The sequence below is a fragment of the Labrys sp. F242 genome (genome assembly GCF_057813875.1).
The window spans coordinates 442,630-465,655 of sequence record NZ_JBVASG010000004.1 but is presented as its reverse complement, the minus strand read 5'-3'; the positions used below and the strand labels follow the sequence as shown (position 1 = coordinate 465,655).

Below are 23,026 nucleotides of genomic sequence, written 5' to 3'. Positions count from 1 at the left end.
GCTCAGACGAGCACCGGCCGGTTGGACACGAACAGATCGGCGAGAATGCCGAGAGCCCGATCGAGCTGATCGATTGCCGGAGCGCCGAGGCTTATCCGCACGCCGCCCTGCAAAGCGGCGGGATCGGCCATTGCTGCGCGCGCCGGCATCAGAGCGACCCCGTGCAGGGCGGCGCGGGCGACGAAACGGTCTGCCGCCTCGGCCGGCATCGGCAGCCAGGCATGAAAACCGCCATTGACCTTCAGTGACGCATGCTTGGGCAAGCGTTCGGTGGCGAGCGCCGAGCGTCGGGCCGCGTCCGCGCGGACCGACGCCGCAACCGCTTCCGCTGTCCCGTCCACCAGCCACATCTCCATGATTTCGGCCAGGAGTGCCGACGCCATGGTGCTGCTCGCCTGCAGCCGTGCCTCCGCCTCGGCCATGCGATCGGGCGGGACGACGAGCGCGCCCATGCGAAGCCCGGGACTCAAGGTCTTGGAGAGGCCGGTGACATAGAAGGTACGTTCGGGCGCAAGGGACGCCAGGGGACAGACGCCTGCGGGCGCGAAAATGCCGTAGACGTCGTCCTCGATGATGGCGACGTCGTGGGCTCGGCATAGGCGGACCAAAGTCTGGCGGCGTTCAGCGCCCATCGTCGCCGTTGTTGGATTGTGCAGGGTCGGGGTCACATAGAGCACCCGATGCCGGCCGCGCTCGGAGCCGAGTGCTTCGGCCAGGGCGTCGGGCGTGAGTCCTTCCTCGTCCATCGCAAGACCGACGGTCTCGAGGCCGGCCTGCCCTGCCGCCAGCAACGCCCCCGGATAAGTCAGCGCCTCGGTCAGCAAGATCGTTCCCGGCGGGCAGGCGATGGCCATCGCAATAGAGAGAGCGTGCTGGGCGCCATGGCTCAGCACGATACAGTCCGGCCTAGCCTCAAAGCCCCATCTGGCCAGCCAGCGCGCCATCAGGCGCCGATGCTCCGGGCGGCCTGCGGGATGGGAATAGGCTCCGAAGGTGCCGGCATCGAGGCGCTTTGCCAGTGTCGACAGTGTGGCCTGTAGCAGCCTGTCGCTCAGCATCTGCGGAGGGGCGTTGATGCCGAGGTCGATTGCGCCGGCCGCCGCGGCCGAGGAACCGGCCACGAACATGCCGCGGCCATGGAGTGACCTCACCAGGCCGCGCTGCTCCAGCCTGGCATAGGCCTTGGTGACGGTGCCGACGCCAACGCCGAGACGCCAGGCAAGGTCGCGATGGGCCGGCAGACGGTCGCCGGCGCCGATCAGGCCGGCGGCAATGTCGTCGGCAAGCGCTGCGGCAAGCCGCTCGAAAGGTGGCCCACCACCTTGTGCCAAGTGCGGTACCCAGGGAGATGCAAGCTTCACGGCAGGACCATCAATTGTGTCACATGACACTATTGCATATTTCAAAATAGTGTCACGCCGCTATGATCCCGTCAATTCTCTACGGAGCGGCCACTTCCCATGACACCCGACTTCCCATGACACCCGACCTGCTTATCGCCTTCGTCATCTACGCCTTCGTCACCTCGATCACGCCCGGCCCGAACAATACGATGCTGCTGGCCTCCGGAGCTAATTACGGTCTCAAGGCCACCATGCCTCATCTTCTCGGCATCAATCTCGGTTTCTGTGTCCTCGTGCTCGCCGCCGGTTTCGGCATAGGCGGCCTGTTCACGGTCTTTCCGCTCCTGCACACGCTGTTGCGCTATGGCGGTGCGACCTATCTCCTCTACCTTGCCTGGAAGATTGCCAAGGCAGGCAGGCCGGATTCCGAAGGCGGCCAGGATCGCCCGATGACCTTTTTCCAAGCAGCGGCCTTCCAGTGGATCAATCCGAAGGCCTGGATCATGGCTATCGGCGCCATTGCCACCTATACGCCGGCCAGTGGCTTCTTCGGCAATGTCCTGGTGGTGGCGGCCATCTACGTTCTGGTTAATGCACCCTGCCTCTTGGTCTGGGCGGCAGCGGGAACCGCTTTGCGCGGTTTCCTGTCGAAACCTCTACGGCTGCGTCTTTTCAACATCGCCATGGCGTTGGCACTGGTCGCCTCGCTCTATCCGATCCTGGCTGAAGCGGGGCATTGACCGACAGGCGCATCGACATCCCTTGTTAGAGGTCGAAGGTGAGATAGTAGGTCAAGAAGGAGAACAGCAAGGCAAGCAGCACACTTTCGAGCATCGGCTTTGCTCCGGTGAAAGAGGCCGTCAACATGCGCGCACTGCCTTAACCTGCGATTTCCATTTGTTTCGCCGTGATGGTGATATCGCGGCATTTCGCGGTCTCCTGCCCAGCGATGCCGCGGGCATGGCAAGGGCGCAGCTTGCCCCATTCGTCACGACGGACTGTATGTTGCGAATGTGGGGGATTCGCCTTTCTGATAGACTTGGATCGAGAGGCCGGCTGGCGTCACTTCGGTCTTCACAGGCTTGAACCCGAGAGGCTGCCCGCCTTCCTTGAAGAGCCTGCGGCCCTGTCCCAGCACGACGGGAGCGACCATGAGCCTGAATTCATCCACCAATCCAGCCGCCAGCAGCGAATAGGCGAGCCGGCCGCTGCCATGGATTTGGAGTTCGCGGCCGGCCTTTGCCTTCAACGCGGCGACGCCGCCGAGAATGTCGCCCGACAGGATGGTCGAAGGCGCCCATGTGGCCTGCTCGAGTGTGTTCGAGGCCACATATTTCGGAGCGCCGTTCAACTTGCTGGCCACGGGATCATTGGGATCGTCCATCTTCGGCCAATCGCGCGCGAAGCTTTCATAGGTGCGGCGGCCGAACAGGAAGCCATCGGCTTCGGAGACCCAGTCGGTTACCGAGCGCATCAGGGCATCATCGATGAAGGGGACGAACCAGCCGCCACGGACAAAACCGTCCGTCGTGTCTTCATCGGGGCCTCCCGGGCCCTGATAGACACCATCGAGAGACAGAAATTCCATCAATACCAGCTTCATCACATCACCTCTCGCGGTTTTATTGCCGCTGCTGTCCGGGCCGAGGCCGGAGATAATCAATTACCTTATGGGCTAACTATCAGTCTTTAATACTTAGCACAAGAGCTTAGTTTTTGTGCGTGATGAGCCGGCTTGCCGTGAGGCAGGGAGAGATGACCGACAGGTGGGCTTCCGCCTGTGACGGGTGGTCCGGCGACGAGCGGGCAGGGCGGTCGGGTTAGTGGAACTTGGTTTCCCGCAAATCGAAAAAGCCCTTGCGATCGACCACGGCGATCAGCAGTTGCAATTCCGTCATGGCGTCGGAGACCACGATGATGTCGCCGGTGGTCGTCACGCGCGCCATTGGCCGAATGTCCCTATACTCGCCGTGCCGCGTGTAGAGGCGGGCCTCCTTGAGGACATCGGCGGGTTTACGGCCGATCAGTTCGAGCGTGCCGGTCATCGCGTATTTCTTGGCGATCTCGTAATTGTACCAGGCGTCGCACGGTCCGTAACGGGCACCGGGGTCGGAGCTGAAGCAAACGGCTTCGCCTTCGATCGTATCCGTGGCGTGAAAGATGTCCACCACATAGGTTCTGGGCTGGGGAGCGTCGATCTTCCCCATCTCCTGGAGAACCGCGACGGCCGCGTGCACGGCGGCACGATCCGTGCAGTGCCTGACGATGTGTTCGAGGCCCTTCACCACCTGCTGATAGGTAAGCAAGCCCGTAGCGCTGGATTGCATGGACATGGCGCAACTCTTGAGATGAAAGATTTTCGAGATTTTGAATGAGGAGCCGGCAAGAAATTTCGAAGAGAATGTGAGATGGCGTGAACCTGTTCTTCTGCATAATGGTGCGAAGTCGGGCGGGAGAGAGCTCGCAGCGACGATTGGCGGGTTCGCTGCGAACCAGTTCGGACCCCGTTCAAGCGTGAATCTGCTGCATCGGCGTAATCAGGTCGCTCCACTCGCATGGCGCGGGATCCGCCAGCCCGGTGCGCGGCAAATTCAGAGCGTCCATCCGGACAAAGACGCCGAGATTGACAGCCATATGGGCGGCGATGACGGGCTCACCCGCAATGGTCTTTGGCAGCCCCATCGGGAAGGGGTCGAAACCAAGTTCACTCGCTCTGGTAATCCAGCCCGGATGGGCCTGCCAGACCAGGGTCTGGATATCGAACTTCAAGGCGACATAGGCCACGCTCCGCAGCAACAGACCAATCGGGCCGTTCCAGCCTCGGCCGGCGCCGCGCGCCCGCTTCGCCGTGCCCATGCGGCTCCACTCCCAGGCCCTGGGGTCTCGGATCAGTCCCCGCGAAGCCAGGCCGGGATAGACCTCGGACAGAACATGAGGCTTGATCGTCGGGTTGAGCCGGCTATAGGCCTGAACCTGCTCATCCTTCATGGCCAGGATGTGGATGGTGTCGTCGGTATCGAATTGATCGATTTCCCTGCGATCGGGCCGGCGCAGATTTTCCCAGCCGGCTTCTTCGACAAACGCTTCGTTCCGAAAACGGAAAGCCAATTCCAACTCAAATTGCTTAGAGGAATCAAATCCCTTGATAATGTGTAACATAGCAGAACCTCTCCATTTGTCCGGAGAGACTTGCCGTCATGGTACAGTATTGCAATACCCCAAAAATGGGGCAGTGTCATTGTAGCAAATGTAGTCTATATGCTCTTGAAACTGTATGGGCTTTGGTTCGGGTTCCGAGTTTTTTGGCAACATTCTTGAGGTATTTTGTTGCCGTTTCTTCGGATATTCCCAGGATGCAACTGATCTCCCACGCCGTCTTACCTTCCGCAGTCCAGCGCAGACATTCGGTCTCGCGAGCCGAGAGAACAGGTCCGCCACCGCCGGAAGGACGCGTCGTTCGCAAGCGCCGAATGGCTTCGTAGGCATAGATGCTGATCATGTGGATCGCGGCATTCTCTTCCTCGGACAGAATCCAGTTCTTTTCCGGTGTCGAAATCGAGATCAGCCCCGCGACGGAGGTGAGGCCATGAATGGGAACGCAGAAGCCATCGCCCATGCCGAAATCCGAACGGGCCTCGGCCATGATCCGGTTTGCGATCGAGTTGTCTTTGAACGCCTCGGCGGCCTCATGCCAGTAATAGGGGTTGATCTGCCGGCCGACATTGTTGGGTATCGGATCATGCATGGCATAATCGCGCTCCACATAGCGCTGCTGCCATGCCTCGGACCAGTTGGAGGCGTGCAGTTCGCGAACACCAGGCGGTGCGCCTGCCGGAATGTCACAAATGACAAAGGAATGGGATCCGAAATTCTGTAGCGCTAAACCAAACGTCGATTTCACCTCATCGACCGTCTTGGCTCTGCGCAGATCATGCAACGTCTCAAAAGCCATGACTTCCAGCATTTGACCGTCCCCCGGGGCTGACAGCCCATCGCCTGTGTAGCTGGTCGAATACTTGCCGCCTTGTGACCGGTGATGAAAATCCGCAGACACGCTACCGGTACACATTATTATTGTGCATGAATGCCCCAAGATTGCCAAGTCCAGCTTGAAGTAAAGAAGGCAAAAACAGCAACCTCCGCTTGCATCATACCGAAAAGAAGGAGTTCATTCGCGATGATATTGGCTGGAGCATAATACTTTAGACGTCTCGCGAGGAGGCCCTTCCTGACCCCGGGCCTGTGCTGGTAGCGACGAATGAGGCCACTCCATGTCGGCACCTTCGACTGAGGGAGGCTCCTCAAGGGCAGCACAGGCGCGATGCGCGATAGTGAGAGGCGTTACTGAGGGATGCCAAGTCCCACCTGGCACACAAGCGGCTGGACGCGTGAAGCGATGCAAGCTTCTTATGTGCCTCAAATGCCATGACGCAACGTCAAATAATGAAGAACGCCGTGGAGGCGAGTGCTCCACGGCGCAATTGATCGATAGTCGACTGTGTTCGGGTGAGAGAGCCCGCCAAGTCTCCTATTGGGCGTCGATGCGCTGGCCGATATGGGCGATGGCCTGCTGATAGACCGAGGCGGCATTCCAGGCCTGGATGGCCGAGAAATTCGGCTCGCCCGGCTGATAGCCCTGGCCAGCGCTCCAGCCATGACCCTTCAGATAGTTGGCGGTCGAATCGAGGGCGCCGGCCGCACTGTCGAGATTGCCGACACCATATTGCAGCACGGTCTTGGGCATGAACTGGGTCTGGCCCACTTCACCATGCATGGAACCGCGGGTTTGCGCTGTGAAGCGGCCGCTGTCGACAAGCTTGAGCGCGGCGTAGAGTTGGTCGGTGAAGAATTCGGGCCGGCGGCAGTCATAGGCAAGCGTTGCCACCGAGGAGAGCATGTTCTGATTGCCCTTGACGGCACCAAAGCCCGACTCCATGCCCCAGATCGCCAGCAGCGGTCCGGGGGGAACGCCGTAACGGCGCTGGATATCGGCAAACAGCGCGCCTTGGGATTTCTTGAGCTGGCGCCCGCGCGCGACGATCGTATTGCCGCCGCGCTTGGCAAGGAACTGATCCAAGGACAGCTTGAAGCTCTTCAGGCCACGATCGGCGTTGATGGTGGCTGTGGCGTAATGGGTGCTCATCAGCGCGGCGATGCCGGCCTGACCAACGCCCTTGGCGCGTGCCTCGGCTGAAAACTCCTGCTTCCATGCTTCATAGCCGGATGCGTTCTTGCCGCATTGGGCAGCATGGGCTCCGCCTGAAAGCTGGAACAGGCTCAAGACCGCTCCGGCCAGTGCCGCTACATGTATCCTCGTGCTCATTCCAATCCCTTTTTTGAGAACATCCAGGCTGCCGGCGACTACAGCAGTGACGCGGGGTCAAGTCAATCGATGCAGAACGGTGCCCACATCTGGCTTTCGATTTTGGGTTTACGAAGCGGTTAAATCTGAAGTGTCTGGTGTCATCGGCCGAGCATTGGGCATCCCCGACTGCGCCACCTGAACCTTCGTGGGTGAATGGCGGCCGAGCCCGACGCGTTCAGGGTAGCAGATCCCTTGCCCTCAGAGCGCGGTGATTTGGCTCCCGAACCCGCCACAGAGCGGTGAATTGCGATTTCCCTACATCGACGTTCTGCTCTAACTTTTTGTTTCAATGTACTTTCCTGTAGCCAGGAAGCCCATAAACTTTTCAGGAAAATGTTTTAGATTGCGGCCATGCCGGATTTGTTCAGTCTTAAAAAAACCGAGACCTTCAGACAGGAGGTCAAGAAAAGTCGTTTTCTGGCGACAGCGGCTCCCGCCACGGATGAAGAGGCGGCCAAGGCTTTCATCAGGGACCATTCCGATCCAACGGCCAATCACAATTGCTGGGCTTGGCGAATAGGTCCGCTCTACCGCTTCAACGATGACGGCGAGCCCAGCGGCACTGCGGGCAAGCCGATCCTGCAGGCGATCGACGGCCAGGCCTTGGATGGTGTCGCCGTCGTGGTCACGCGCTGGTTCGGCGGTATCCTGCTTGGCAGCGGCGGCTTGATCCGGGCCTATGGCGGTACCGCCGCATCCTGCCTGCGCGCCGCCGAGAAGCTGCCGATCGTCGCCCGGGTGGAGGCGCGTATTGTCTGCGGCTTTGCCGATCTGGCGTTGGTTCAGGCGCGATTGTCGGCGCATCAGGCGGTGCAAATTCTCGCTCAGGACTATACCGCGACGGGGGCCGAATTTGTCGCTGCGATCCGCGAAGAGTATCTGGCCGATGTCCGGCAGTTGATGGCCGACGTCACCAGCGGTCGCGCCGTGCTGTCCATTCTGACGCAGGGCGAGCCTTCGGCTCGTGTCTGATCGGTGCCGTATTCTATCCCTGATCTTCCGTCTTGCGCTTGCTTTCGCCCTTTTCCTTGCTGGGTTCGGCCGGGCTTTCGCGTTCGACGCTGACGGACAGCTTCTGATAGACGCCGAGACCGACGATCATCGCGGTGCCGCCGAAGAGCAGGAGTGCCGGATAAAGCAATTGCTCCGGGCTTTGCTTGGCCACCTTGAACACGGTCACCAGGGCTTCGAGGAAAACCGCGATCACGATGGCCGACATGAATTTGGTCAGGCTGCGCCGGGCTTCCACGGCGTCGCGCATTTCGCGGGCGCGCAGCACTTCCTCCTCGAGGAAATAGCGAGCCACGTCGAAAACCGCGATGCCGACGACCACGAAGCCGATTGAGTCGAGCAGCGTATTGTCGAACTGGCCGTCTGAATACGCGGCGCGGAAGACCCGGACGCCGGCAATCGCCACAAGGCCGCCCGCCAACACCATCAGGCAGATGCTGGCCACGGTGAAAACGAGCCGAGATATAACTTCCATAGGCCCCCGCAAAGTCTCATCCATCAGCCTCTACCAGGCTGCACGGCGCTGGAAGATGGATCTCCCGGACAGGATCTAGAGCCGTTTCCTTCGCGGTTTCAATAGCAACTCCCGGCCGAAGGTCGACCGGGAGCCTGTGCTTCATCATTTCAGTCGGCGACCAGGAACCAGGAACGGCGCGCGAAGGTGAGGCCCACCGCATAGATGCTGAATGCGGCCACGGCCGTTGCCGGCGCGGACAACTCCGCATAGGCGCCGCCGAACAGATGCAGGCCGATGCCGATGGCGGCGCCGGCAAACCAGGCGACGAGGCCAAGCGGATTGAAGGCCGGCACATGGCTCGAACGGTACTCGATCGTATCGCCAGCCAGGCGCCGGTAGCGGTCGCTGAGAATATGGGCCATTGCCACGGCAACCCAGGCCACCACGAAGATGCCCTGATAGGCGAGGGCTTGCAGGAGATAGGCAAAAACATCTGCCAGCATCAGGAGATAAACGATCAGGCCGACGACGACGGCCCAGCCGATGCGTCCGAAGGGCAGCTTGCCGAAGAGCTGGACCAGGGCCTCCATGTTAACCGCGGCGAGATAGTAGTTGGCCGTGTTGATGCGCGTCTGCGTAACCCAAACGAAGAGCAGGCCCCAGACGCCCATCAGCTTGAGCAGAGCGAGCAGGACGGTGACTTCGCTGACCGTGCCGAGATCGGGGACGGTGCCGATCATGAACATGCCGAACAGGCCGCTGACCAGGAAGACCATGACATAGAAGGGCATGCCGAAATTGAAGAAGGCGTGATAGCCGGCGTCCTCCTCGCGGCCGAAGCGGGCATAGTCGAAGGTGAACATCATCAGCACCCACACGCCCATGTAATAGACGAAGCACGACCACCAACCGCCAGCCGGCGCGCCGCCGGCCGGGCCGAGATTGAGCCACTTGTCGCTGTAGCCATATTCGGCGATTGCGAGACCGACAGCGACCACGAGCCCGAGGATATAGAAGGGCAGCAGCACGCCGTTGAACTTGTCGAGCCAGGTCTGGATGCTGCCGAAGATCAGCGGCACCGAATAGAGCACGACGATCAGGGCGGCGATCGCATAGGACACGGACGGAAAGATGGTGTGGATGCCGACGGCGATCACCGACCCTTCGAACACCGCGTAATAGATCGCGGTCGCGCAGAAGATCAGCGTCGCCAGCCCTGCGCCGACATTGCCGAACAGCACGCGCGAGAACAAGGCGACGGACAGGCCGGTGCGAATGGCGAAGCGGCTGAGCACGGCATTGATCAGGCCATAGGCGATCACCGACATGATCATGCCGATGATGGCGTTGCGGGTGCCGAAGCCGAGGGCCAGGGCGGCTCCGACGACGATATAGAACACCGCGCTGCACACGGCCCACCACGCCATGGTCAGGGCCATCTTGGGCATGCGCTGATCGGGCGGGACGGCCCGGTTTGAATAGTCGAGCGTATCGGCTTCGGCGGCCGCGACGGTGCCTGCCATGATGGTTCCCCTCTCACTGGTTCTGGATGCTGTTTTGTGGATTCTGTTCTTGGGTCGCGCGGCCTTTTCAACCGCTTCGGCCAGGGTGGATCTAGCTGGAGGCCAGCACGGCCCGGATGCAGGCCAGTAGCGTTGCGCGTTCGGCGCGAGCCGCCAGCGCCGTGGCCATGTCGACCTCGACGAATTGCGTCGGCGTGTTGGGTTGCATCTGGCCGATCAGGTCCATGTCGGCCGAGATCACGGTGCCGAGCATGAAGTAGCCGCCGCCGGATACCGCATCACGATGCAGGATGATCGGTTCGGTGCCACTGGGCACCTGGATCGAGCCGTAGGGGTAGCAGCTGTCGACGATGTTGGAGGGGTCCGATCCCGCTCCGAAGGGGGGCTCACGTTCGACGAAGTGCAGGGGACGGCCACCACGGAAGCGATAGCCCATGCGGTCGGCTTCCGGTGCGACCTTCCACTGATCCTCGAAAAAGGCGCGTCCCGATTGCTCCTGGATGCGGTGCCAATACAGGCCGGGCAGGACACGAAGCTGCGCGGTCGCGCCCGGGCGGCGACGCAGGGGCTCCGGCACGCTGCGCCCTGCCTTGGCCGTGCCCGCTTCGCCGATCGCGAGTTCGTCACCCTTGGCCAAGGCGCGGCCCTTATAGCCACCGAGAGCGCCGATCACGTAAGTCGAGCGACTGCCGAGCGCCAGGGGAACGTCGAAGCCGCCGGCGACGGCGATATAGATGCGCGCACCCGCCTTGAGGAAGCCGAAGCTGAGCATCTGACCTGCCTTGACGCTGAGGGCGGTCCAGGACGGCTGCTCGACCCCGGCGATCTTGATCGGCATCTCGGCACCGGTGATCGCGATCGTCGCATCCCGGGTGAATTCGAGTTCGGGGCCAAGGAACACGGCCTCCAGGCAGGCATCTCCTTCGTCATTGCCGACCAGGAGATTGGCGGCGCGCAAAGCCAGCCGATCCATCGCCCCGCCGATGGGAATGCCGAGATGGAAATAGCCCGGCCGGCCGAGATCCTGGATGGTGGTGGAAAGGCCGGGATTGAGGACCTTAACGCCCATGGATCATGCCCTCCAGCCTGGCGTTGTAACCGTCGATGTCGTTCTGGAATTCCCGGAGGTCGAAGGTGACCTCGTGCATCTGAGGCGCATAGCGGCCGGAGGCGACGTCGGCGGCGATCGCATCATGTTCGTCAAGGCCGATCGGCTTGAACTTGACGATGTCGCCGGGCCGGAAGAACACCATGAAGTCGCGGAGATAGCCGGTCTTCTGCTCGGGATCGAAGATCGGCATAGGCGTGATACCGAACATCTGGTAGCCGCCGGCGCCGCGCACCGAATAGATGCAGGAAAAACAGCCGCCATGGCCGACCGTCAGCTTCGGCGTATCGGTGCGGGGCCTCAGATATTTGGGAACCTGGAGTTGCCGGGAACGCTCGACCATCTGGTACATGAAGGGCAGGCCCGCGACGAAGCCGACCATCGAGACGAACCAGGGCGAACCGCTATGGGCGGCGACGAAATCCTCGACCGAGGCGAGGTCGTTGACGCGCGCGGCATATTCGAGATCGGTGGCCCCAGGGTCCTGGTGGCGTTCGCGAAACCGCATCAGGGTCTCATGAGTCCAGGGATCCTGATAGAACACCGGGATCTCGATGATGCGGGTGCCGATCACCGGATCGGCCTTCGCGGCGACCGCCTCGATGGCCTTCACCTCCGCCAGGATGTCGTCCGGCTTGATGCGATCGGGATCGAAGCGGATCTGGAAGGAGGCATTGGCCGGGCAGATCTCGGTGACGCCGGCAATGCCGGCCTCCCGAACCGCGCGGGTCATGGACAGGCTCTTGAAGAAGGCCTCCAGCGACATGCTCTCGTCGCATTCGACGAACAGGTGCTCGTCGCCGCCAAACGAATATCGGCTCATCATCGGGCGGCCTCCTTCACCGGTTCGGCTGGCGGCGGCGCAAAACGGCTGTCGAGCCAGCCTTCGAGAAAGCGGGTGTGGAAACGCCCCGCCGCCACATCGGCGTCGGCGGCAAGGGCCTCGTGCAAGGGAATGGTGGTGGGAATGCCTTCGATCTTCAGGCCGGCCAGCGCCTGCCGGAGCGTGGAGAGGCAGGAGGCACGGTCGGCACCGCGCACGACGAGTTTGCCCAGCAAAGAGTCGTAGAAGGGCGGCACCGCATAGCCCTCGAAGAGCATGGTGTCGAAACGAATGTCATCGCCTTCGGGCACCGATAGCGCCGTGACCACGCCCGGCCAGGGCATGAAGTTCTTGAACGGGTCTTCGGCGTTGATGCGGCATTCGATGGCATGGCCGGCGACGGCGATGTCCTCCTGACGGACGGAGAGTGGCTCACCGCCAGCGATGCGCAGCATTTCCTGGACCAGATCGAGGCCGGTGATCATTTCCGTTACCGGGTGCTCGACTTGTATGCGGGTGTTTACTTCAATGAAGTAGAAGTCCTGGCTTGCCTCGTCATAGAGATACTCAACCGTGCCCGCGCCGCTATAGCCGACCGAGCGGGCGAGGGCGACGGCACTTTGGCACAGGTGTTCGCGCACCTCAGGCGACAGGCCGACGGCCGGGGCTTCCTCCCACACCTTCTGGCGCCGGCGTTGCAGCGAGCATTCGCGCTCGTAGCAATGCACGAAGTTCCGGCCATCGCCGAGGATCTGCACCTCGACATGGCGCGCCTTTTCGATGGCCTTTTCGATGTAGAGGCCGCCATCGCCGAAGGCTGCCGCCGCTTCAGCGGAAGCCTGGGGGAACTGCCGGCGGAACTCGTCCATGTCCGCGGCGATGCGAATGCCACGTCCGCCGCCGCCGGCCGCAGCCTTGATCATCACCGGAAAGCCGATGCGTGCGGCGATCGCCTCGGCCTCCTCGATATTGGCGATGCGACCCCCGCTGCCCGGCACGGTGGGCACGCCCGCCTTCTCGGCTTCGGCCCGCGCCGCGACCTTGTCGCCGAGCAGGCGGATCGCAGAGCCGGCGGGCCCGACGAACTTCATGCCGGCCGCCACGACGGCATCGGCAAAATCGGCATTCTCCGCAAGGAAGCCATAGCCTGGATGCACGGCGTCCACCCTGGCCGCTTTGGCGGCCGAGATCACCGCCTCGATATTGAGGTAGGATTTCTTGGCGGCGGCCGGCCCGATCTCGACGGCCTCGTCGGCGAGCTGTACCGCCAGCGAGTCCTTGTCCGCTGCGCTGTAGACCTGCACCGTGCGCAGCCCCAGCGCCTTGGCCGCGCGATTGATGCGCACGGCGATTTCGCCGCGATTGGCGATGAGGACCGAACGGATGTTCATGCCTCCACCTCGGCGAGTGCCTGGCCGGCCATCACGGCGTCGCCGTCATCGACGAGGAATTTGATATTGACGCCGCCGATGCCCGCATTGATCTCGTGGAAGGACTTCATCACCTCGATCAGGCCGATGACATCCGCCGCTGTGACGGCCTCTCCATCCTCCTTGAAGAACGGGCTGTCAGGGGAGGGGCGTCTGTAGAAGACGCCGGGCAAGGGCGACATGATCTGCGAAATTGCCATTCTTCATCCCCTCGTGATGGCTTTGGACGGGTGCGCCAGCTCGCTCGCCGGCATGATCTTGATGCCATCGGCCACCAGGGCCTCGCGCATGGCGCGGGCGATCGCAAGGCTGCCGGGCGTATCGGAGTGAAAGCAGATGGAGTCGAAGGCGATGTCGATGTCGTCGCCCTCGACGGTCCGCACCCGCTGTTCGCGGCAGGCCCGCACCACCTTGTCGGCGATTGCCGCCGGATCGAACCGGCCGGTGCGGCGGGTGAACACGATGGAGCCCGAGCGGCCATAGTCGCGGTCGGCGTAGAATTCGCGGATCACCGGCTGGCCGGCCTCGACGGCGACGCGATGGGTCAGCGAGACATCCATGCAGTAGATGAAGGCGTTGGGAGCTGTGGCCTGCATCGCATGGACGAAGGAACGCGACAGGTCCTCATTGGCAGCCAGCTCCATATAGAGCGCGCCATGCGGCTTCACATGCTGCAGGCTGGCACCATGGCGTCGGGCAAATTCCCGCAACGCTCCGGTCTGGTAGACGATGTCGTTGACGATCTCCTCGGCCGCTCCCTCGATGCGGCGGCGGCCAAAGCCCTGGAGATCTCGATAGCCGGGATGGGCGCCGATGCCGACGCCGTGCTGGGCCGCTAGCCGGACGGTGGCGTCCATCAGCGATGGATCCCCCGCATGAAAGCCGGTGGCGATGTTGGCGGAGCTGATGAGCTCCATCAAGGCGGTGTCGTCCGCCTCCGCCAGGCGCCATTGGCCGAAGCCTTCGCCCATGTCGCAATTGATGTCGACCGCAGCCAGCGCCAAGCCAGCCTCCCTCTGTAATTAGTCCTGCGCCGGCATCGCCGCCGGTCTTGCTCTGACGTTACGGCGAGACGGATAGATTGAAAAATTCTATAATCAGATGCTTGTTATCTGATTTTCAGAAATAGGAGATTTCCTGACTCCGCTTGAATTTCCCTCATATTGGGTCAATTTTCCGGAGATAAGCCAGCAGGTATGAGATTCGGTGGAGTTCTGGTCGGCCATCTATCGATTTTATAAATATTGATGTAGAGGTCGATCTGAAACGCGAAGAGAGCTATTCATGCCGGTCAGTCTGCGCCAGATCCGCTATTTCGTGGCGACAGCCGAGCATGGCCAGGTGTCCCAGGCCGCGGGCGAACTCGGCATCTCGCAATCGGCGATCACCACCGCCATCAAGGAGCTGGAGCAGATCGTCGGCGTCGAGCTGTTCACCCGCTCCACCCAGGGCATGGACATGACGCCGGCGGGCCGCCAGTTCCTGTTTCACGCCTATGAAATCCTGAACAAGGTCGAGGAGGCCACCAGCCTTCTCCTGCCCGCCAATGATTTTGCCGGCCGGCTGACGGTGGCGGCCACCTATACGGTCATCGGCTATTTCCTGCCCACCCATCTCGGCCGACTGCGACGGGCCTGGCCCAATCTCGACATCCAGCTTTTCGAGCTCAACCGCGAAGCGATCGAGGACGGGTTGCTGGCCAATCGCTACGACATGGCGGTGCTGCTGACCTCCAACGTGATCAATCCCGATCTCACCACCGAGACATTGATGAGCTCGCGCCGGCGGCTGTGGGTGCCGGCCCGCCACCGGCTGCTGGCGCAGGGCGCCGTCAGCCTCAAGGAGATCGCAGAAGAGCCCTATATCATGCTGACCGTGGACGAAGCCGCTCATACGGCGCTGCGCTATTGGAGCCTGTCTTCCTTCCGGCCGAACGTGACGCTGCGGACTTCCTCGGTCGAGGCCGTCCGTTCGCTGGTGGCGGACGGGCAGGGGGTGGCGATCCTGTCGGACATGGTGCTCAGGCCCTGGTCGCTGGAGGGCAAGCGCATCGAGACGATCGTGCCGACCGAGCCGATCCCCTCGATGGATGTCGGCCTGGCCTGGCGGCGGGACGCGGTGTTCACGCCCGCCATGGAAGCCTTCCGCTCCTATTTCCGCCAGGCCTTCTTCCTGCCGCCCAATCGCTAGCGACAACAGCCCCGCGAGCGAAAGGAGAGCAGGAAAGGCAGGCATTGCCGGTCAATCCTTGCGGGTCAGCAGATAGCTGCCGCTTTCATGCAGGCTTGCGGTCCAGCCCGGCTCGATGACGATGGTGGTGGTGACCTCCTCGATGATGGCAGGCCCTGCAACTGACACGCCCACGCCCAGCTTCGAGCCGTCATAGACAGGTGTAGACGTCGTCTCGCCCGATCTGTGGAAGATCGCGGGCCGTCGGTCTTTCAGGGCCTGTTCCAGGCTACCGGTGCTGTCGAGGCGAGGAGGCCTGGGTTTTTCGATCAACCCGAAGAGGGTGGATTCGATATTCACCACCTCGACCGGGTTGTGCCGCTCACAATAGGTGTAGAGTTCTTCGTGACGGGCATGGAAGGCTTCCTTGACCCGGTCGATCGTGGTGTCGTCGATCCTGAAATTATCGATGTCGACCGTGCATTCATGCACCTGGCCGACATAGCGCATTTCGAGGCTGCGCTTGATGGCGATGCGGTCGGCAGCAAAGCCGTCTGCCTCCAGATGGCGGACACCCTGGGCCTCGATCTCGGCGAAGAGCACGTCGATCTTCTCGCAGGCGCCGGCATTGTCCAGGCGCAAAGGAGCGGTTGCCATATAGTTGTATTTGACGTCCGAGATGATCTGCCCGAAGGCGCACAGGCCGGAGGCGAGCTTGGGCAGGATGATGGTATCGATGCCCATCTCGCGCGCGAGAGCGGTGATGTGGGCGGCGGTGGCGCCGCCGGCCCCGACCAGGACGAAGTCGCGCGGATCATAACCACGCTCGACCGACACGCGCCGGATGCCGTTGACCATGCCGCTGTTTACGATCGTGAACATGCCATAGGCAGCCTGTTCGACGCTGATGCCGAGCGGCCCGGCGATCCTGGCGATGGCCTCGCGAGCTCGTCCGACGTCGAGAGGCAGCTTGCCGCCGAGCAGCCCCTCGGGATTGAGATAGCCGAGCACGAGATTGGCATCGGAGGTCGTGGGATCGGTTCCTCCGCGCCCATAGCAGGCCGGGCCGGGCTCGGAGCCCGCTGATTGCGGACCGACCTGCAGCAGGCCCAGGCTGTCGATCCAGCCGATCGAGCCGCCGCCCGCACCGAGCGTCTCGACCTGGATCATGGGAACGCCGACGCGGTAGCGCAGGAAGTCGACGTTCTTGTTCAGGTTGGTCTGGCCGTTGCGGGTGAGCGTGATGTCGAAGGAGGTGCCGCCCATGTCGACGGTGATGACATTCTCCTTGCCGAACGGGGCGCCGACATAGAGGCCGGCCTGCGGCGCGGAGGCGGGGCCGGAATTGATGGCGTAGACGGAGCGATCGGTCATCACCTGCCCGACGGCTAGGCCGCCATTCGACTGGAAGTAACGCACGGGCTGCTTGGCACCGAGATCGCGGAAATAACGGTCGACGGCGGTGACGTAGCGCCGCATCACCGGAGCGAGATAGGCATTGGTCACCGCGGTGGAGGTGCGGGTATATTCACGGATCTGCGGATAGAGTTCGCTGCCAACGGTGAGGATCACGTCGGGCATCATCTCCCGCACGATCTCGGCGGCGCGGCGCTCATGCCCAGGATTGAGCACGGACCACACGAAGGAGATCGCTACCGTCTCCACTTTCTCAGCGAGGAACAGGCGGCAGGCCTGCCGCACGTCCTCTTCCTGTATCGCGGTGCGGACGGAGCCATCCGATAGCACGCGCTCGCGCACGCCGCGCCTGAGATAGCGCGGCACCAGCATGGTGGCCGCCGGATATTCGGGGTCGTAGCGAAAGCCGTCTTCCTTATGGCCGTTGCGGATCTCGATGGAATCCTCATGGCCCGCCGTGCAGATCAGCCCGGTCTTGCCGCCCCGATGGGTGATCAGGGCATTGAGGCCGACCGTGGTGCCGTTGATGCAGAGGTCGCAATCGGACACGATGGCCGAAGGCGTCGTGCCGAAATTCTCGGCGATCTGCTTCAGGCCGTTCTCGATCGCCCTGGTCGGATCGGATGGCGTGGACAGTGCCTTGAACAGTTTGACGTCGCCGCTGGTGCGATTGGCGATGACGAAATCGGTGAAGGTGCCCCCGGCGTCGATGCCGAGACGATAAGCGTGTTCCATGATGATTTCTTTCAGGCCGCCCGGAGCCGTTGGGTTTCGGCGAGGTCGACTTCCAATGTTTCGGCATTCGTGATGGACACTCCGTAGTCGGCGCGAGCGCCCTCGATGGAGACGAGTCCGTTGCGCACATCCCAGACCACCTTGTCGACAGGACGCTCGAACGGATTGCCATAGCCGCCGCCACCGGGGTTGAGATTGGTGATGGTCTGGCCGGGCTTGATGGTCTCGATGATGTTCTTGCGCTCGACCGTGACCTCGCCGCCGCGCCGGAGCTCGACGCGGCCGACTTTCTTGTCGATCAGGGCAGACTTGGCGCCGGCCGCGCCCATGGCTGGAATGCGTCGTCCTTCGCCGAAGCCGATGCACAGCATGTCGCCGTTCAGCGGCTCGACCTCCCAGGCCGTGCCAGAGCCGCCGCGGAACTTCCCGGCGCCGCCTGAATCGGTCATCAGCGCGTAGCGGTGAATGATGATGGGATAGGAATATTCCAGAAGCTCGACGTCACCCGACGTGAGGGCGCCAAAGCAGCATTCCGGACCCACTGCATGCCAGCCGTCCTGCTGGGGCGTGGCGCCACCGCCCGAGATGATGGTGGCAAGCACCATGGTCACGAACTCCTCGCCGTTGCGGCCGTCCTTGCCGGCGATGTTGAGCCCGTTGGCATGTCCCCAGGAGGCCGCGACCTTGGAAGGCATCGCCTTCTCGAAGGCGAGCCGAACCGCATCCGTCAGCGTTTCCATCGGCGTGGTGGTGCAGTTCATGTGGGGCGCGGGCTCCTGCGCGTTGCACAGCGTGCCCTTCGGCCCGAAATCGACGCTCACGCAACGATAGAGTCCCTCATTGTAGGGCGGGGGCAAAGCGGCGAACATCATCAGGCCGAGATAGACGCCCGAATGGGAGTTGCCCTCATAGGAATTGATGAAATAGGGCACTTGGGGCGGGCTGGAGATGACGATGTGACAGGCGTCGCCGGTGATGGTGACCTTGGCGCCGATCTCGAAGTCGCCGAAGCCGTGCCCGGCATCCTCGAGGATGGCCTTGCCCTCATAGGTGCCATCTGGAACGCTCGCTATCAGCGAGCGCATATGGCGGTCGGCCATGTCGAGCAGCGTGTCGATGCAGGCATCGACCGTCGGCTTGCCATATTTGTCGAGGAGGGCGATCAGGCGTCGTTCGCCGACCTGGCAGGCACCGATCAGGGCGCGGAAATCGCCCTCCTGGTCGCGCCGTGCCCGCATGTTCGAGAAGATCAGGTTGAGCACGTCCTCGCGTGGCTTGCCGCGGTCCCAGATCTTCACCGGCGGGATACGCAGGCATTCGGCGTAGATCTCGGTGGCGTTTGGGTTGTAGCCGGCCGGAACCGGGCCGCCGATATCGGTGAGGTGTCCCTTGCAGACGGTCCAGTAGACCAGCTCGCCGTGGTAGAACACCGGCTTGTACATGCAAGTATCGATGGCGTGGCTGCCGCCGAAGACGGGATCGTTGTGCAGGAAGAGATCGCCTTCATGAATGTCGTCACCGAAGAATTTGGCGACGGCCTTCATGGCCGGGATCAGGGAGCCGAGATGGATGGGAATATCCTGGCCCTGGAGGATCATTTCCGGACGGGCATTGAAGAGCGCGGTCGAATAATCGTGGGCCAGGTTGAAGACGGAGGAACGCGCCGTCTTTTCCAGGGCCAGCGTCATCTCGCGCTGGGTGGTCTCCAGCACCCCACGCACCACCGATAGTGTGATCGGATCAACTTTTTCTCGCTCTATCGACATCCATCCTCCCCAGAGCAAAGTGCGTTCAGACGTGAACGCTTGTTTGCTCTCACTCTTTGGTTCCAAGCCAATCCTACGGATTGGCTGGAGCGTCTTTGTGATTCTTGGCGGTGCCGCCAAAATCGCAAAACCCTCCGGCCAGCCGCAAGCAAGGCGGGAGAAGTCTGTCCCCCACGATCCCCTGCAGCGGCGTCTCGCGCACCGTTGTTTCCATCAGCCAATCAGGTTTGCCGGCGGCCGTCTTTGCAGGGAGCGAGCAATGGTTTGACGCTGAGTGCACAATCGGCCGGATGGCCGGACCGCGCGATTGCCATCTTCGCCTCTCGCGCCTAGTCTCGATAACCGTTCTGTGGAGCTGTCATGAAGACTTCCGTCACCACGAGCGCGACCCGCACCATGGATCGGAGCCGGCACTGGCACCAGGCCATTGCCGGGGCCTATTTCCCGCTCGACCTGACGTTCCGCCATCCGGATCATTTCTTCGGTGACCTCACCATCTGGCAGTTCGGCGACGTATCGATCTCTCGGCTCTCTTCGGACGGGCTGCAATATCTGCGCCTGCCGCATCATTTTCGCAGTGCCCGCAAGGAAGAGTTCCTGGTGACGGTGCCGACCCGTTCCCAGGTTTCTTTCTCCCAATGCGGCAGCGAAGTGCGCTGTTCGCCCGGCGGCTTCTTCCTCGAGCGCAGCCACGAGCCCTATGAGTTCAGCCACGCCGATCCCGCCGATCTCTGGGTGCTGAAGGTGGCCTCGCAACCCCTGTCGGAGCGTATCCGCAGTCCGGACAGGCTGTGTTCGCTGCAGTTCGACGCGGCCAATGGAGCGGGCGGCCTGTTTGCGGACATGCTGCACCTCCTGCCCCAGCGCTTCGAGGCGCTGGACGAGGAGGCCCGCACTGCCGTGGGGCGCCAGCTCATCGATCTCCTGGTGCTGGCGGTCAAGGCGGATGATCGTATCCTGACATCGGGCAGCTCGACGGTGCGCGAGGCGCATCTTGCCCGGATCGAGGCCTATATCCGAGCCCACCTCAACGATTGGCGCCTCGATCCCGACATGATCGCGCGGGCCTGCGGGGTTTCCATCCGTTATCTGCACGACCTGTTCCGCGACACCGACCAGACGGTGGCGGGTTGGATCCGCGATCAGAGGCTGGCGGCCTGCCGCACGGCCCTCGAAAATCCCGCCAATAGCCAAACGGCCGCCGAGATAGCCTATCAGTGGGGATTCACGGACCAGGCCCAGTTCTCCAGGAGCTTCAGGGCCCGTTTCGGCGTGCCACCTGGAGAGTATCGCCGGCTGAATCGTCGTGCCGGCACGTCGGGAGCGCCTGCACCGGACATGTCCGGCACCGCTTAAATCGACATCCGGCCGCCTGCATCAGTCGTGCCGCTCTGCCAGAAACACTCGATCCGATTTCTGCCCCCTTGCGGGTTTATAAGCATGGCTCCGCCTGTTCTTCCGACGTTGAACACAGGAGGCCGCCGTGCCGATCAACCAGACTTTGGCGGATGGCTTGGTTTTCGTATTCCTGGCGTCAGCGACCGCTCTGCTCTTGGACCAACCGAGCGATGCAGAGGCAACTGCCGCCATGCGCGCAATACCCGCGCTGGCCGCCAAGCAGCAACAGACTGCCCATATCAATATTTGTGTGCCCGCCGTCGGTCGCCCGGGCGTGACGTGCACCGCCACGGTGAAGGATACGCCCCAGGCACAAGCGAGCCCAGTCCGTATCTATTTCGCCCGCGGTCCGGACAGTGCCTGGATCGCCGAGATCCTGCACTGAACCTTGAGCACTGTGCCGGAGCGTGGAACTTCTTTTCAAAAAAAGAAGTTATAACAACAGGATACAAAGTTTGTTTAAATGGGAATGTCTGCTTTTTGCTTCCGACTTATCTGCGGCAGCGGGCATAGGCTGCCGCAATCCTCCACGCCCGGCAGAAGATAGCGCAGGCAACAGACTTTCCGCCGGCGCACAGGTTGTCCCTGTTCCAGGGGATAGCGAACCGCACCGCAAATCGGATTGGGACGACCATCGCCGCCACTGCGCTGCTGCAGCAAAGCGCGGCCTTCCTCCAAGGCGACCGGGCAGGGAACGCCAACGTCCAGCACCTGCTGCAATGTCCACTCGAAAATCGCAGCAGCATTGGTCCACAGCAAACGCTTGGACACGCCAAATCGTGCCCCGAAATTGTGGATCAGCGGTTCGACATGCCCTTCGAAAAGGCGCGAGAAGCGTTTGGTGGCGTCGCCGGGATGCAGCCTGCCCTCATCTGGGATGACCAGCGCGGCAGTGCGCCCGCTTTCATGCGGAACGATGCCGATCGCATCCAGATCCACGGGCAGTTCCCGGTTGAGCAGCAAGGTTGCGGCCGTTGCCGGGATGACCAGCGCCCCGAAATGCCATTGCGTCCACATCGAGACAAGCGCCTGGCGGTCGGCGCCGGGATAGGTGTCGGCAAAGCGTGACATCAGATCCTCGGCCACGCCTTTTTCGAGAAGGCTGCGACCGGCAATCGGGCGTCCATGCACGCCCGGCAGCGCCACGCTCTCCTTGTACCAATGGAGATTTCCAGCAAAACAGGGCGCGAGGGATGCAATCATCGACCGTACGGAACTCCGGCCAGCGCCTCTACCGGATCCTTCCAGGCAGCGGACCGCACGGCGACGCGATGGCTGAGCATGGCGGCGATCGGCGCGGCAGCCAGAGCGAGAAATGCCGCCATGCCGAAATAGGGCCCATAGCCCCAATGCTGGGCGACCCAGCCCGAACCCATGCCACCCGCCATGCTCACCAGCGCGTCCATGCATTGCAGCAGCGTGAAGTCGATGCCGGCCTGGCGGGGATCGGAGACCACCATGAACTGGGCATAGAGTGCGACGAAGCCGAGAGCCATGATGCCGGACGAGCTTGCCAGTGCGAGGATGAGCAGGAGGGGGTGGCCGATCCCGCCCTTCCAGGCGGCGAAGGCCAAGCCCGACAGCGCCATGGCCTGCAGGACGAGCGCCAGTGCCAATACGGTCCGCGCGCTCCACAACCGCACGAGGGCACCGCCGATCAGGGCACAGATGAAACCGATGGCCATGCCGCCGACGCCATTGACGATGCCCAGCGAGGTGAGGTCGAGGCCGCTGTCGATCAGAAAGGGGCCGAGCATGCTGACGCCCCATTTCTGGGCGATGACGTTGACCGCTGCCAAAGCCAGGCCCAGATGCATGTCCTTGCGCCGCAACGCCTGGCGCAGAGAGGGCCGATGGTTGCGCCCGGGAGAGAGCGGAGCCGGCGACAATACGAAAAGCAAGCCGAGCACGATCAGCAGGCCTGCCATGGCAAAGCAGGAGACGCCCCAACCATACTGGGCAACCAGCACCAGAAAGAGCCCCGATCCGATCGCCGACCCCAGATAGGCGCCGCCGACCTGCGCCGCATTGCCCCAGCCATGATAGCGCTCGGACAGGGTTTCCACCGCATGCCCGTCACAGGCGATGTCGCTGGTGGAGGTGGCGAAGGCAATCAGCAGCAGCACGGCGAGCAGGGGCATGAAACTGGTCGGCCCGATCAGCCCGGTCAGGATGAGGCCGACGGCCGAGATCAGGCCGCCGACCAGGACGATCGAGCGCGAGCGGCTATGGCCGGTGGCCGGCAGCCTGTAGCGTTCCACTGCCGGCGCCCACAGGAATTTGAAGGCCCAGGGCAGCACCGCCAGATAGAGCAGGCCGATCTGGTCGAGCGGCAGGTTTCGCTCCCGTAGCACGCTCGGCAAGGCAATGAAGGTCAAGCCGCCGATGATGCTCTGGCCGACATAGAGCCCGCCCACGCCGAGCACGATGGCGAGTGGAGAGGACAAAGCGTACCTGGTCGACGTGACGGGCTCGATACTGC

Annotated in this window: 22 protein-coding genes; 5 read left to right on the top strand and 17 right to left on the bottom strand. The window is 62.4% G+C overall.

From position 1 onward, the window contains the following. Positions 1–2: 2 nt before the first annotated feature. Positions 3–1,361: an aminotransferase-like domain-containing protein gene (locus ACZYTC_RS25580; protein ID WP_441770746.1), complete on the bottom strand. Its 1,359-nt coding sequence runs from the start codon at positions 1,359–1,361 to the stop codon at positions 3–5. Between the two features lie 116 nt (positions 1,362–1,477). Between ACZYTC_RS25580 and ACZYTC_RS25575 the strand changes: the two genes are divergently transcribed. Next, positions 1,478–2,083: a LysE family translocator gene (locus tag ACZYTC_RS25575; protein ID WP_441770747.1), complete on the top strand. Its 606-nt coding sequence runs from the start codon at positions 1,478–1,480 to the stop codon at positions 2,081–2,083. A 248-nt stretch (positions 2,084–2,331) separates the two neighbouring features. Here the strand turns inward: ACZYTC_RS25575 and ACZYTC_RS25570 are convergent, their stop codons facing one another. The 5 genes from ACZYTC_RS25570 to ACZYTC_RS25550 all read right to left on the bottom strand — a co-directional run bounded on the left by ACZYTC_RS25570 (position 2,332) and on the right by ACZYTC_RS25550 (position 6,666). Further along, positions 2,332–2,931, bottom strand: a complete 600-nt coding sequence (locus tag ACZYTC_RS25570; protein WP_441770748.1) for a dihydrofolate reductase family protein — start codon at positions 2,929–2,931, stop codon at positions 2,332–2,334. A 232-nt stretch (positions 2,932–3,163) separates the two neighbouring features. Further along, complete coding sequence (locus ACZYTC_RS25565; protein WP_441770749.1) at positions 3,164–3,676, bottom strand: hypothetical protein; 513 nt, start codon at positions 3,674–3,676, stop codon at positions 3,164–3,166. Between the two features lie 175 nt (positions 3,677–3,851). Further along, positions 3,852–4,451 (bottom strand): acyl-homoserine-lactone synthase, encoded by a 600-nt coding sequence (locus ACZYTC_RS25560; RefSeq protein ID WP_434960793.1) that lies wholly within the window; start codon positions 4,449–4,451, stop codon positions 3,852–3,854. Positions 4,452–4,578: 127 nt separating this feature from the next. Beyond that, positions 4,579–5,307, bottom strand: coding sequence for a LuxR family transcriptional regulator (locus tag ACZYTC_RS25555; RefSeq protein WP_434960794.1), 729 nt, complete (start codon positions 5,305–5,307; stop codon positions 4,579–4,581). Positions 5,308–5,871: 564 nt separating this feature from the next. Continuing rightward, positions 5,872–6,666 carry a lytic murein transglycosylase gene (locus ACZYTC_RS25550; RefSeq protein ID WP_434960795.1) on the bottom strand — a complete coding sequence of 265 codons (795 nt, stop codon included), beginning with the start codon at positions 6,664–6,666 and terminating at the stop codon, positions 5,872–5,874. A 402-nt stretch (positions 6,667–7,068) separates the two neighbouring features. Between ACZYTC_RS25550 and ACZYTC_RS25545 the strand changes: the two genes are divergently transcribed. Then, positions 7,069–7,680 (top strand): IMPACT family protein, encoded by a 612-nt coding sequence (locus tag ACZYTC_RS25545; RefSeq protein ID WP_441770830.1) that lies wholly within the window; start codon positions 7,069–7,071, stop codon positions 7,678–7,680. 13 nt (positions 7,681–7,693) lie between these two features. On the opposite strand, the gene ACZYTC_RS25540 is transcribed toward ACZYTC_RS25545, so the two are convergent. The 7 genes from ACZYTC_RS25540 to ACZYTC_RS25510 all read right to left on the bottom strand — a co-directional run bounded on the left by ACZYTC_RS25540 (position 7,694) and on the right by ACZYTC_RS25510 (position 14,064). Continuing rightward, a complete protein-coding gene (locus ACZYTC_RS25540; protein WP_434960796.1) occupies positions 7,694–8,194 on the bottom strand; it encodes a GNAT family acetyltransferase in 501 nt (166 codons plus the stop codon). Positions 8,195–8,343: 149 nt separating this feature from the next. Continuing rightward, positions 8,344–9,699, bottom strand: a complete 1,356-nt coding sequence (locus ACZYTC_RS25535; RefSeq protein ID WP_441770750.1) for a purine-cytosine permease family protein — start codon at positions 9,697–9,699, stop codon at positions 8,344–8,346. 91 nt (positions 9,700–9,790) lie between these two features. After that, positions 9,791–10,768 (bottom strand): 5-oxoprolinase subunit C family protein, encoded by a 978-nt coding sequence (locus ACZYTC_RS25530; RefSeq protein ID WP_441770751.1) that lies wholly within the window; start codon positions 10,766–10,768, stop codon positions 9,791–9,793. After that, the gene (locus ACZYTC_RS25525; protein ID WP_441770752.1) at positions 10,758–11,633 is read right to left on the bottom strand and encodes a 5-oxoprolinase subunit B family protein; all 876 of its coding nucleotides are present in this window, start codon (positions 11,631–11,633) and stop codon (positions 10,758–10,760) included. Before ACZYTC_RS25525 ends, ACZYTC_RS25530 begins: the two co-directional genes overlap by 11 nt. Then, positions 11,630–13,021, bottom strand: coding sequence for an acetyl-CoA carboxylase biotin carboxylase subunit (locus tag ACZYTC_RS25520; RefSeq protein WP_441770753.1), 1,392 nt, complete (start codon positions 13,019–13,021; stop codon positions 11,630–11,632). Before ACZYTC_RS25520 ends, ACZYTC_RS25525 begins: the two co-directional genes overlap by 4 nt. Next, positions 13,018–13,260: an acetyl-CoA carboxylase gene (locus tag ACZYTC_RS25515; RefSeq protein ID WP_441770754.1), complete on the bottom strand. Its 243-nt coding sequence runs from the start codon at positions 13,258–13,260 to the stop codon at positions 13,018–13,020. Before ACZYTC_RS25515 ends, ACZYTC_RS25520 begins: the two co-directional genes overlap by 4 nt. Before the next feature lie 3 nt (positions 13,261–13,263). Continuing rightward, on the bottom strand, positions 13,264–14,064 hold the full coding sequence (locus ACZYTC_RS25510) for a 5-oxoprolinase subunit PxpA (RefSeq protein WP_488990861.1): 801 nt from the start codon (positions 14,062–14,064) through the stop codon (positions 13,264–13,266). 280 nt (positions 14,065–14,344) lie between these two features. Between ACZYTC_RS25510 and ACZYTC_RS25505 the strand changes: the two genes are divergently transcribed. After that, the gene (locus tag ACZYTC_RS25505) at positions 14,345–15,250 is read left to right on the top strand and encodes a LysR family transcriptional regulator (RefSeq protein ID WP_434960803.1); all 906 of its coding nucleotides are present in this window, start codon (positions 14,345–14,347) and stop codon (positions 15,248–15,250) included. Positions 15,251–15,301: 51 nt separating this feature from the next. On the opposite strand, the gene capA is transcribed toward ACZYTC_RS25505, so the two are convergent. Together capA and capB are read right to left on the bottom strand one after the other, a co-directional pair. Then, the gene (gene capA / locus ACZYTC_RS25500; RefSeq protein WP_454817974.1) at positions 15,302–17,380 is read right to left on the bottom strand and encodes a caprolactamase subunit alpha; all 2,079 of its coding nucleotides are present in this window, start codon (positions 17,378–17,380) and stop codon (positions 15,302–15,304) included. 11 nt (positions 17,381–17,391) lie between these two features. Beyond that, positions 17,392–19,146 carry a caprolactamase subunit beta gene (gene capB, locus ACZYTC_RS25495; RefSeq protein ID WP_441770757.1) on the bottom strand — a complete coding sequence of 585 codons (1,755 nt, stop codon included), beginning with the start codon at positions 19,144–19,146 and terminating at the stop codon, positions 17,392–17,394. 360 nt (positions 19,147–19,506) lie between these two features. Between capB and ACZYTC_RS25490 the strand changes: the two genes are divergently transcribed. Together ACZYTC_RS25490 and ACZYTC_RS25485 are read left to right on the top strand one after the other, a co-directional pair. Further along, the gene (locus ACZYTC_RS25490; protein ID WP_434960806.1) at positions 19,507–20,502 is read left to right on the top strand and encodes an AraC-like ligand-binding domain-containing protein; all 996 of its coding nucleotides are present in this window, start codon (positions 19,507–19,509) and stop codon (positions 20,500–20,502) included. Positions 20,503–20,629: 127 nt separating this feature from the next. After that, on the top strand, positions 20,630–20,929 hold the full coding sequence (locus tag ACZYTC_RS25485) for a hypothetical protein (protein WP_488990860.1): 300 nt from the start codon (positions 20,630–20,632) through the stop codon (positions 20,927–20,929). Between the two features lie 74 nt (positions 20,930–21,003). Here the strand turns inward: ACZYTC_RS25485 and fhuF are convergent, their stop codons facing one another. Both fhuF and ACZYTC_RS25475 read right to left on the bottom strand, forming a co-directional pair. After that, the gene (fhuF, locus tag ACZYTC_RS25480) at positions 21,004–21,747 is read right to left on the bottom strand and encodes a siderophore-iron reductase FhuF (RefSeq protein ID WP_454817980.1); all 744 of its coding nucleotides are present in this window, start codon (positions 21,745–21,747) and stop codon (positions 21,004–21,006) included. Beyond that, entirely contained in the window at positions 21,744–22,991 is a 1,248-nt protein-coding gene (locus tag ACZYTC_RS25475) for an MFS transporter (RefSeq protein WP_488990859.1), read from the bottom strand. Before ACZYTC_RS25475 ends, fhuF begins: the two co-directional genes overlap by 4 nt. Positions 22,992–23,026 lie beyond the last annotated feature (35 nt).

Bases quoted from the DNA above. Each gene is read 5' to 3' on its own strand.
- ACZYTC_RS25575 (WP_441770747.1), top strand. From the start codon at position 1,478: ATGACACCCGACCTGCTTATCGCCTTCGTCATCTACGCCTTCGTCACC.
- ACZYTC_RS25570 (WP_441770748.1), bottom strand. From the start codon at position 2,931: ATGGAATTTCTGTCTCTCGATGGTGTCTATCAGGGCCCGGGAGGCCCC.
- ACZYTC_RS25565 (WP_441770749.1), bottom strand. From the start codon at position 3,676: ATGTCCATGCAATCCAGCGCTACGGGCTTGCTTACCTATCAGCAGGTG.
- ACZYTC_RS25555 (WP_434960794.1), bottom strand. From the start codon at position 5,307: ATGCTGGAAGTCATGGCTTTTGAGACGTTGCATGATCTGCGCAGAGCC.
- ACZYTC_RS25550 (WP_434960795.1), bottom strand. From the start codon at position 6,666: ATGAGCACGAGGATACATGTAGCGGCACTGGCCGGAGCGGTCTTGAGC.
- ACZYTC_RS25540 (WP_434960796.1), bottom strand. From the start codon at position 8,194: ATGGAAGTTATATCTCGGCTCGTTTTCACCGTGGCCAGCATCTGCCTG.
- ACZYTC_RS25535 (WP_441770750.1), bottom strand. From the start codon at position 9,699: ATGGCAGGCACCGTCGCGGCCGCCGAAGCCGATACGCTCGACTATTCA.
- ACZYTC_RS25530 (WP_441770751.1), bottom strand. From the start codon at position 10,768: ATGGGCGTTAAGGTCCTCAATCCCGGCCTTTCCACCACCATCCAGGAT.
- ACZYTC_RS25525 (WP_441770752.1), bottom strand. From the start codon at position 11,633: ATGATGAGCCGATATTCGTTTGGCGGCGACGAGCACCTGTTCGTCGAA.
- ACZYTC_RS25520 (WP_441770753.1), bottom strand. From the start codon at position 13,021: ATGAACATCCGTTCGGTCCTCATCGCCAATCGCGGCGAAATCGCCGTG.
- ACZYTC_RS25515 (WP_441770754.1), bottom strand. From the start codon at position 13,260: ATGGCAATTTCGCAGATCATGTCGCCCTTGCCCGGCGTCTTCTACAGA.
- ACZYTC_RS25505 (WP_434960803.1), top strand. From the start codon at position 14,345: ATGCCGGTCAGTCTGCGCCAGATCCGCTATTTCGTGGCGACAGCCGAG.
- capA (WP_454817974.1), bottom strand. From the start codon at position 17,380: ATGGAACACGCTTATCGTCTCGGCATCGACGCCGGGGGCACCTTCACC.
- capB (WP_441770757.1), bottom strand. From the start codon at position 19,146: ATGTCGATAGAGCGAGAAAAAGTTGATCCGATCACACTATCGGTGGTG.
- ACZYTC_RS25490 (WP_434960806.1), top strand. From the start codon at position 19,507: ATGAAGACTTCCGTCACCACGAGCGCGACCCGCACCATGGATCGGAGC.
- fhuF (WP_454817980.1), bottom strand. From the start codon at position 21,747: ATGATTGCATCCCTCGCGCCCTGTTTTGCTGGAAATCTCCATTGGTAC.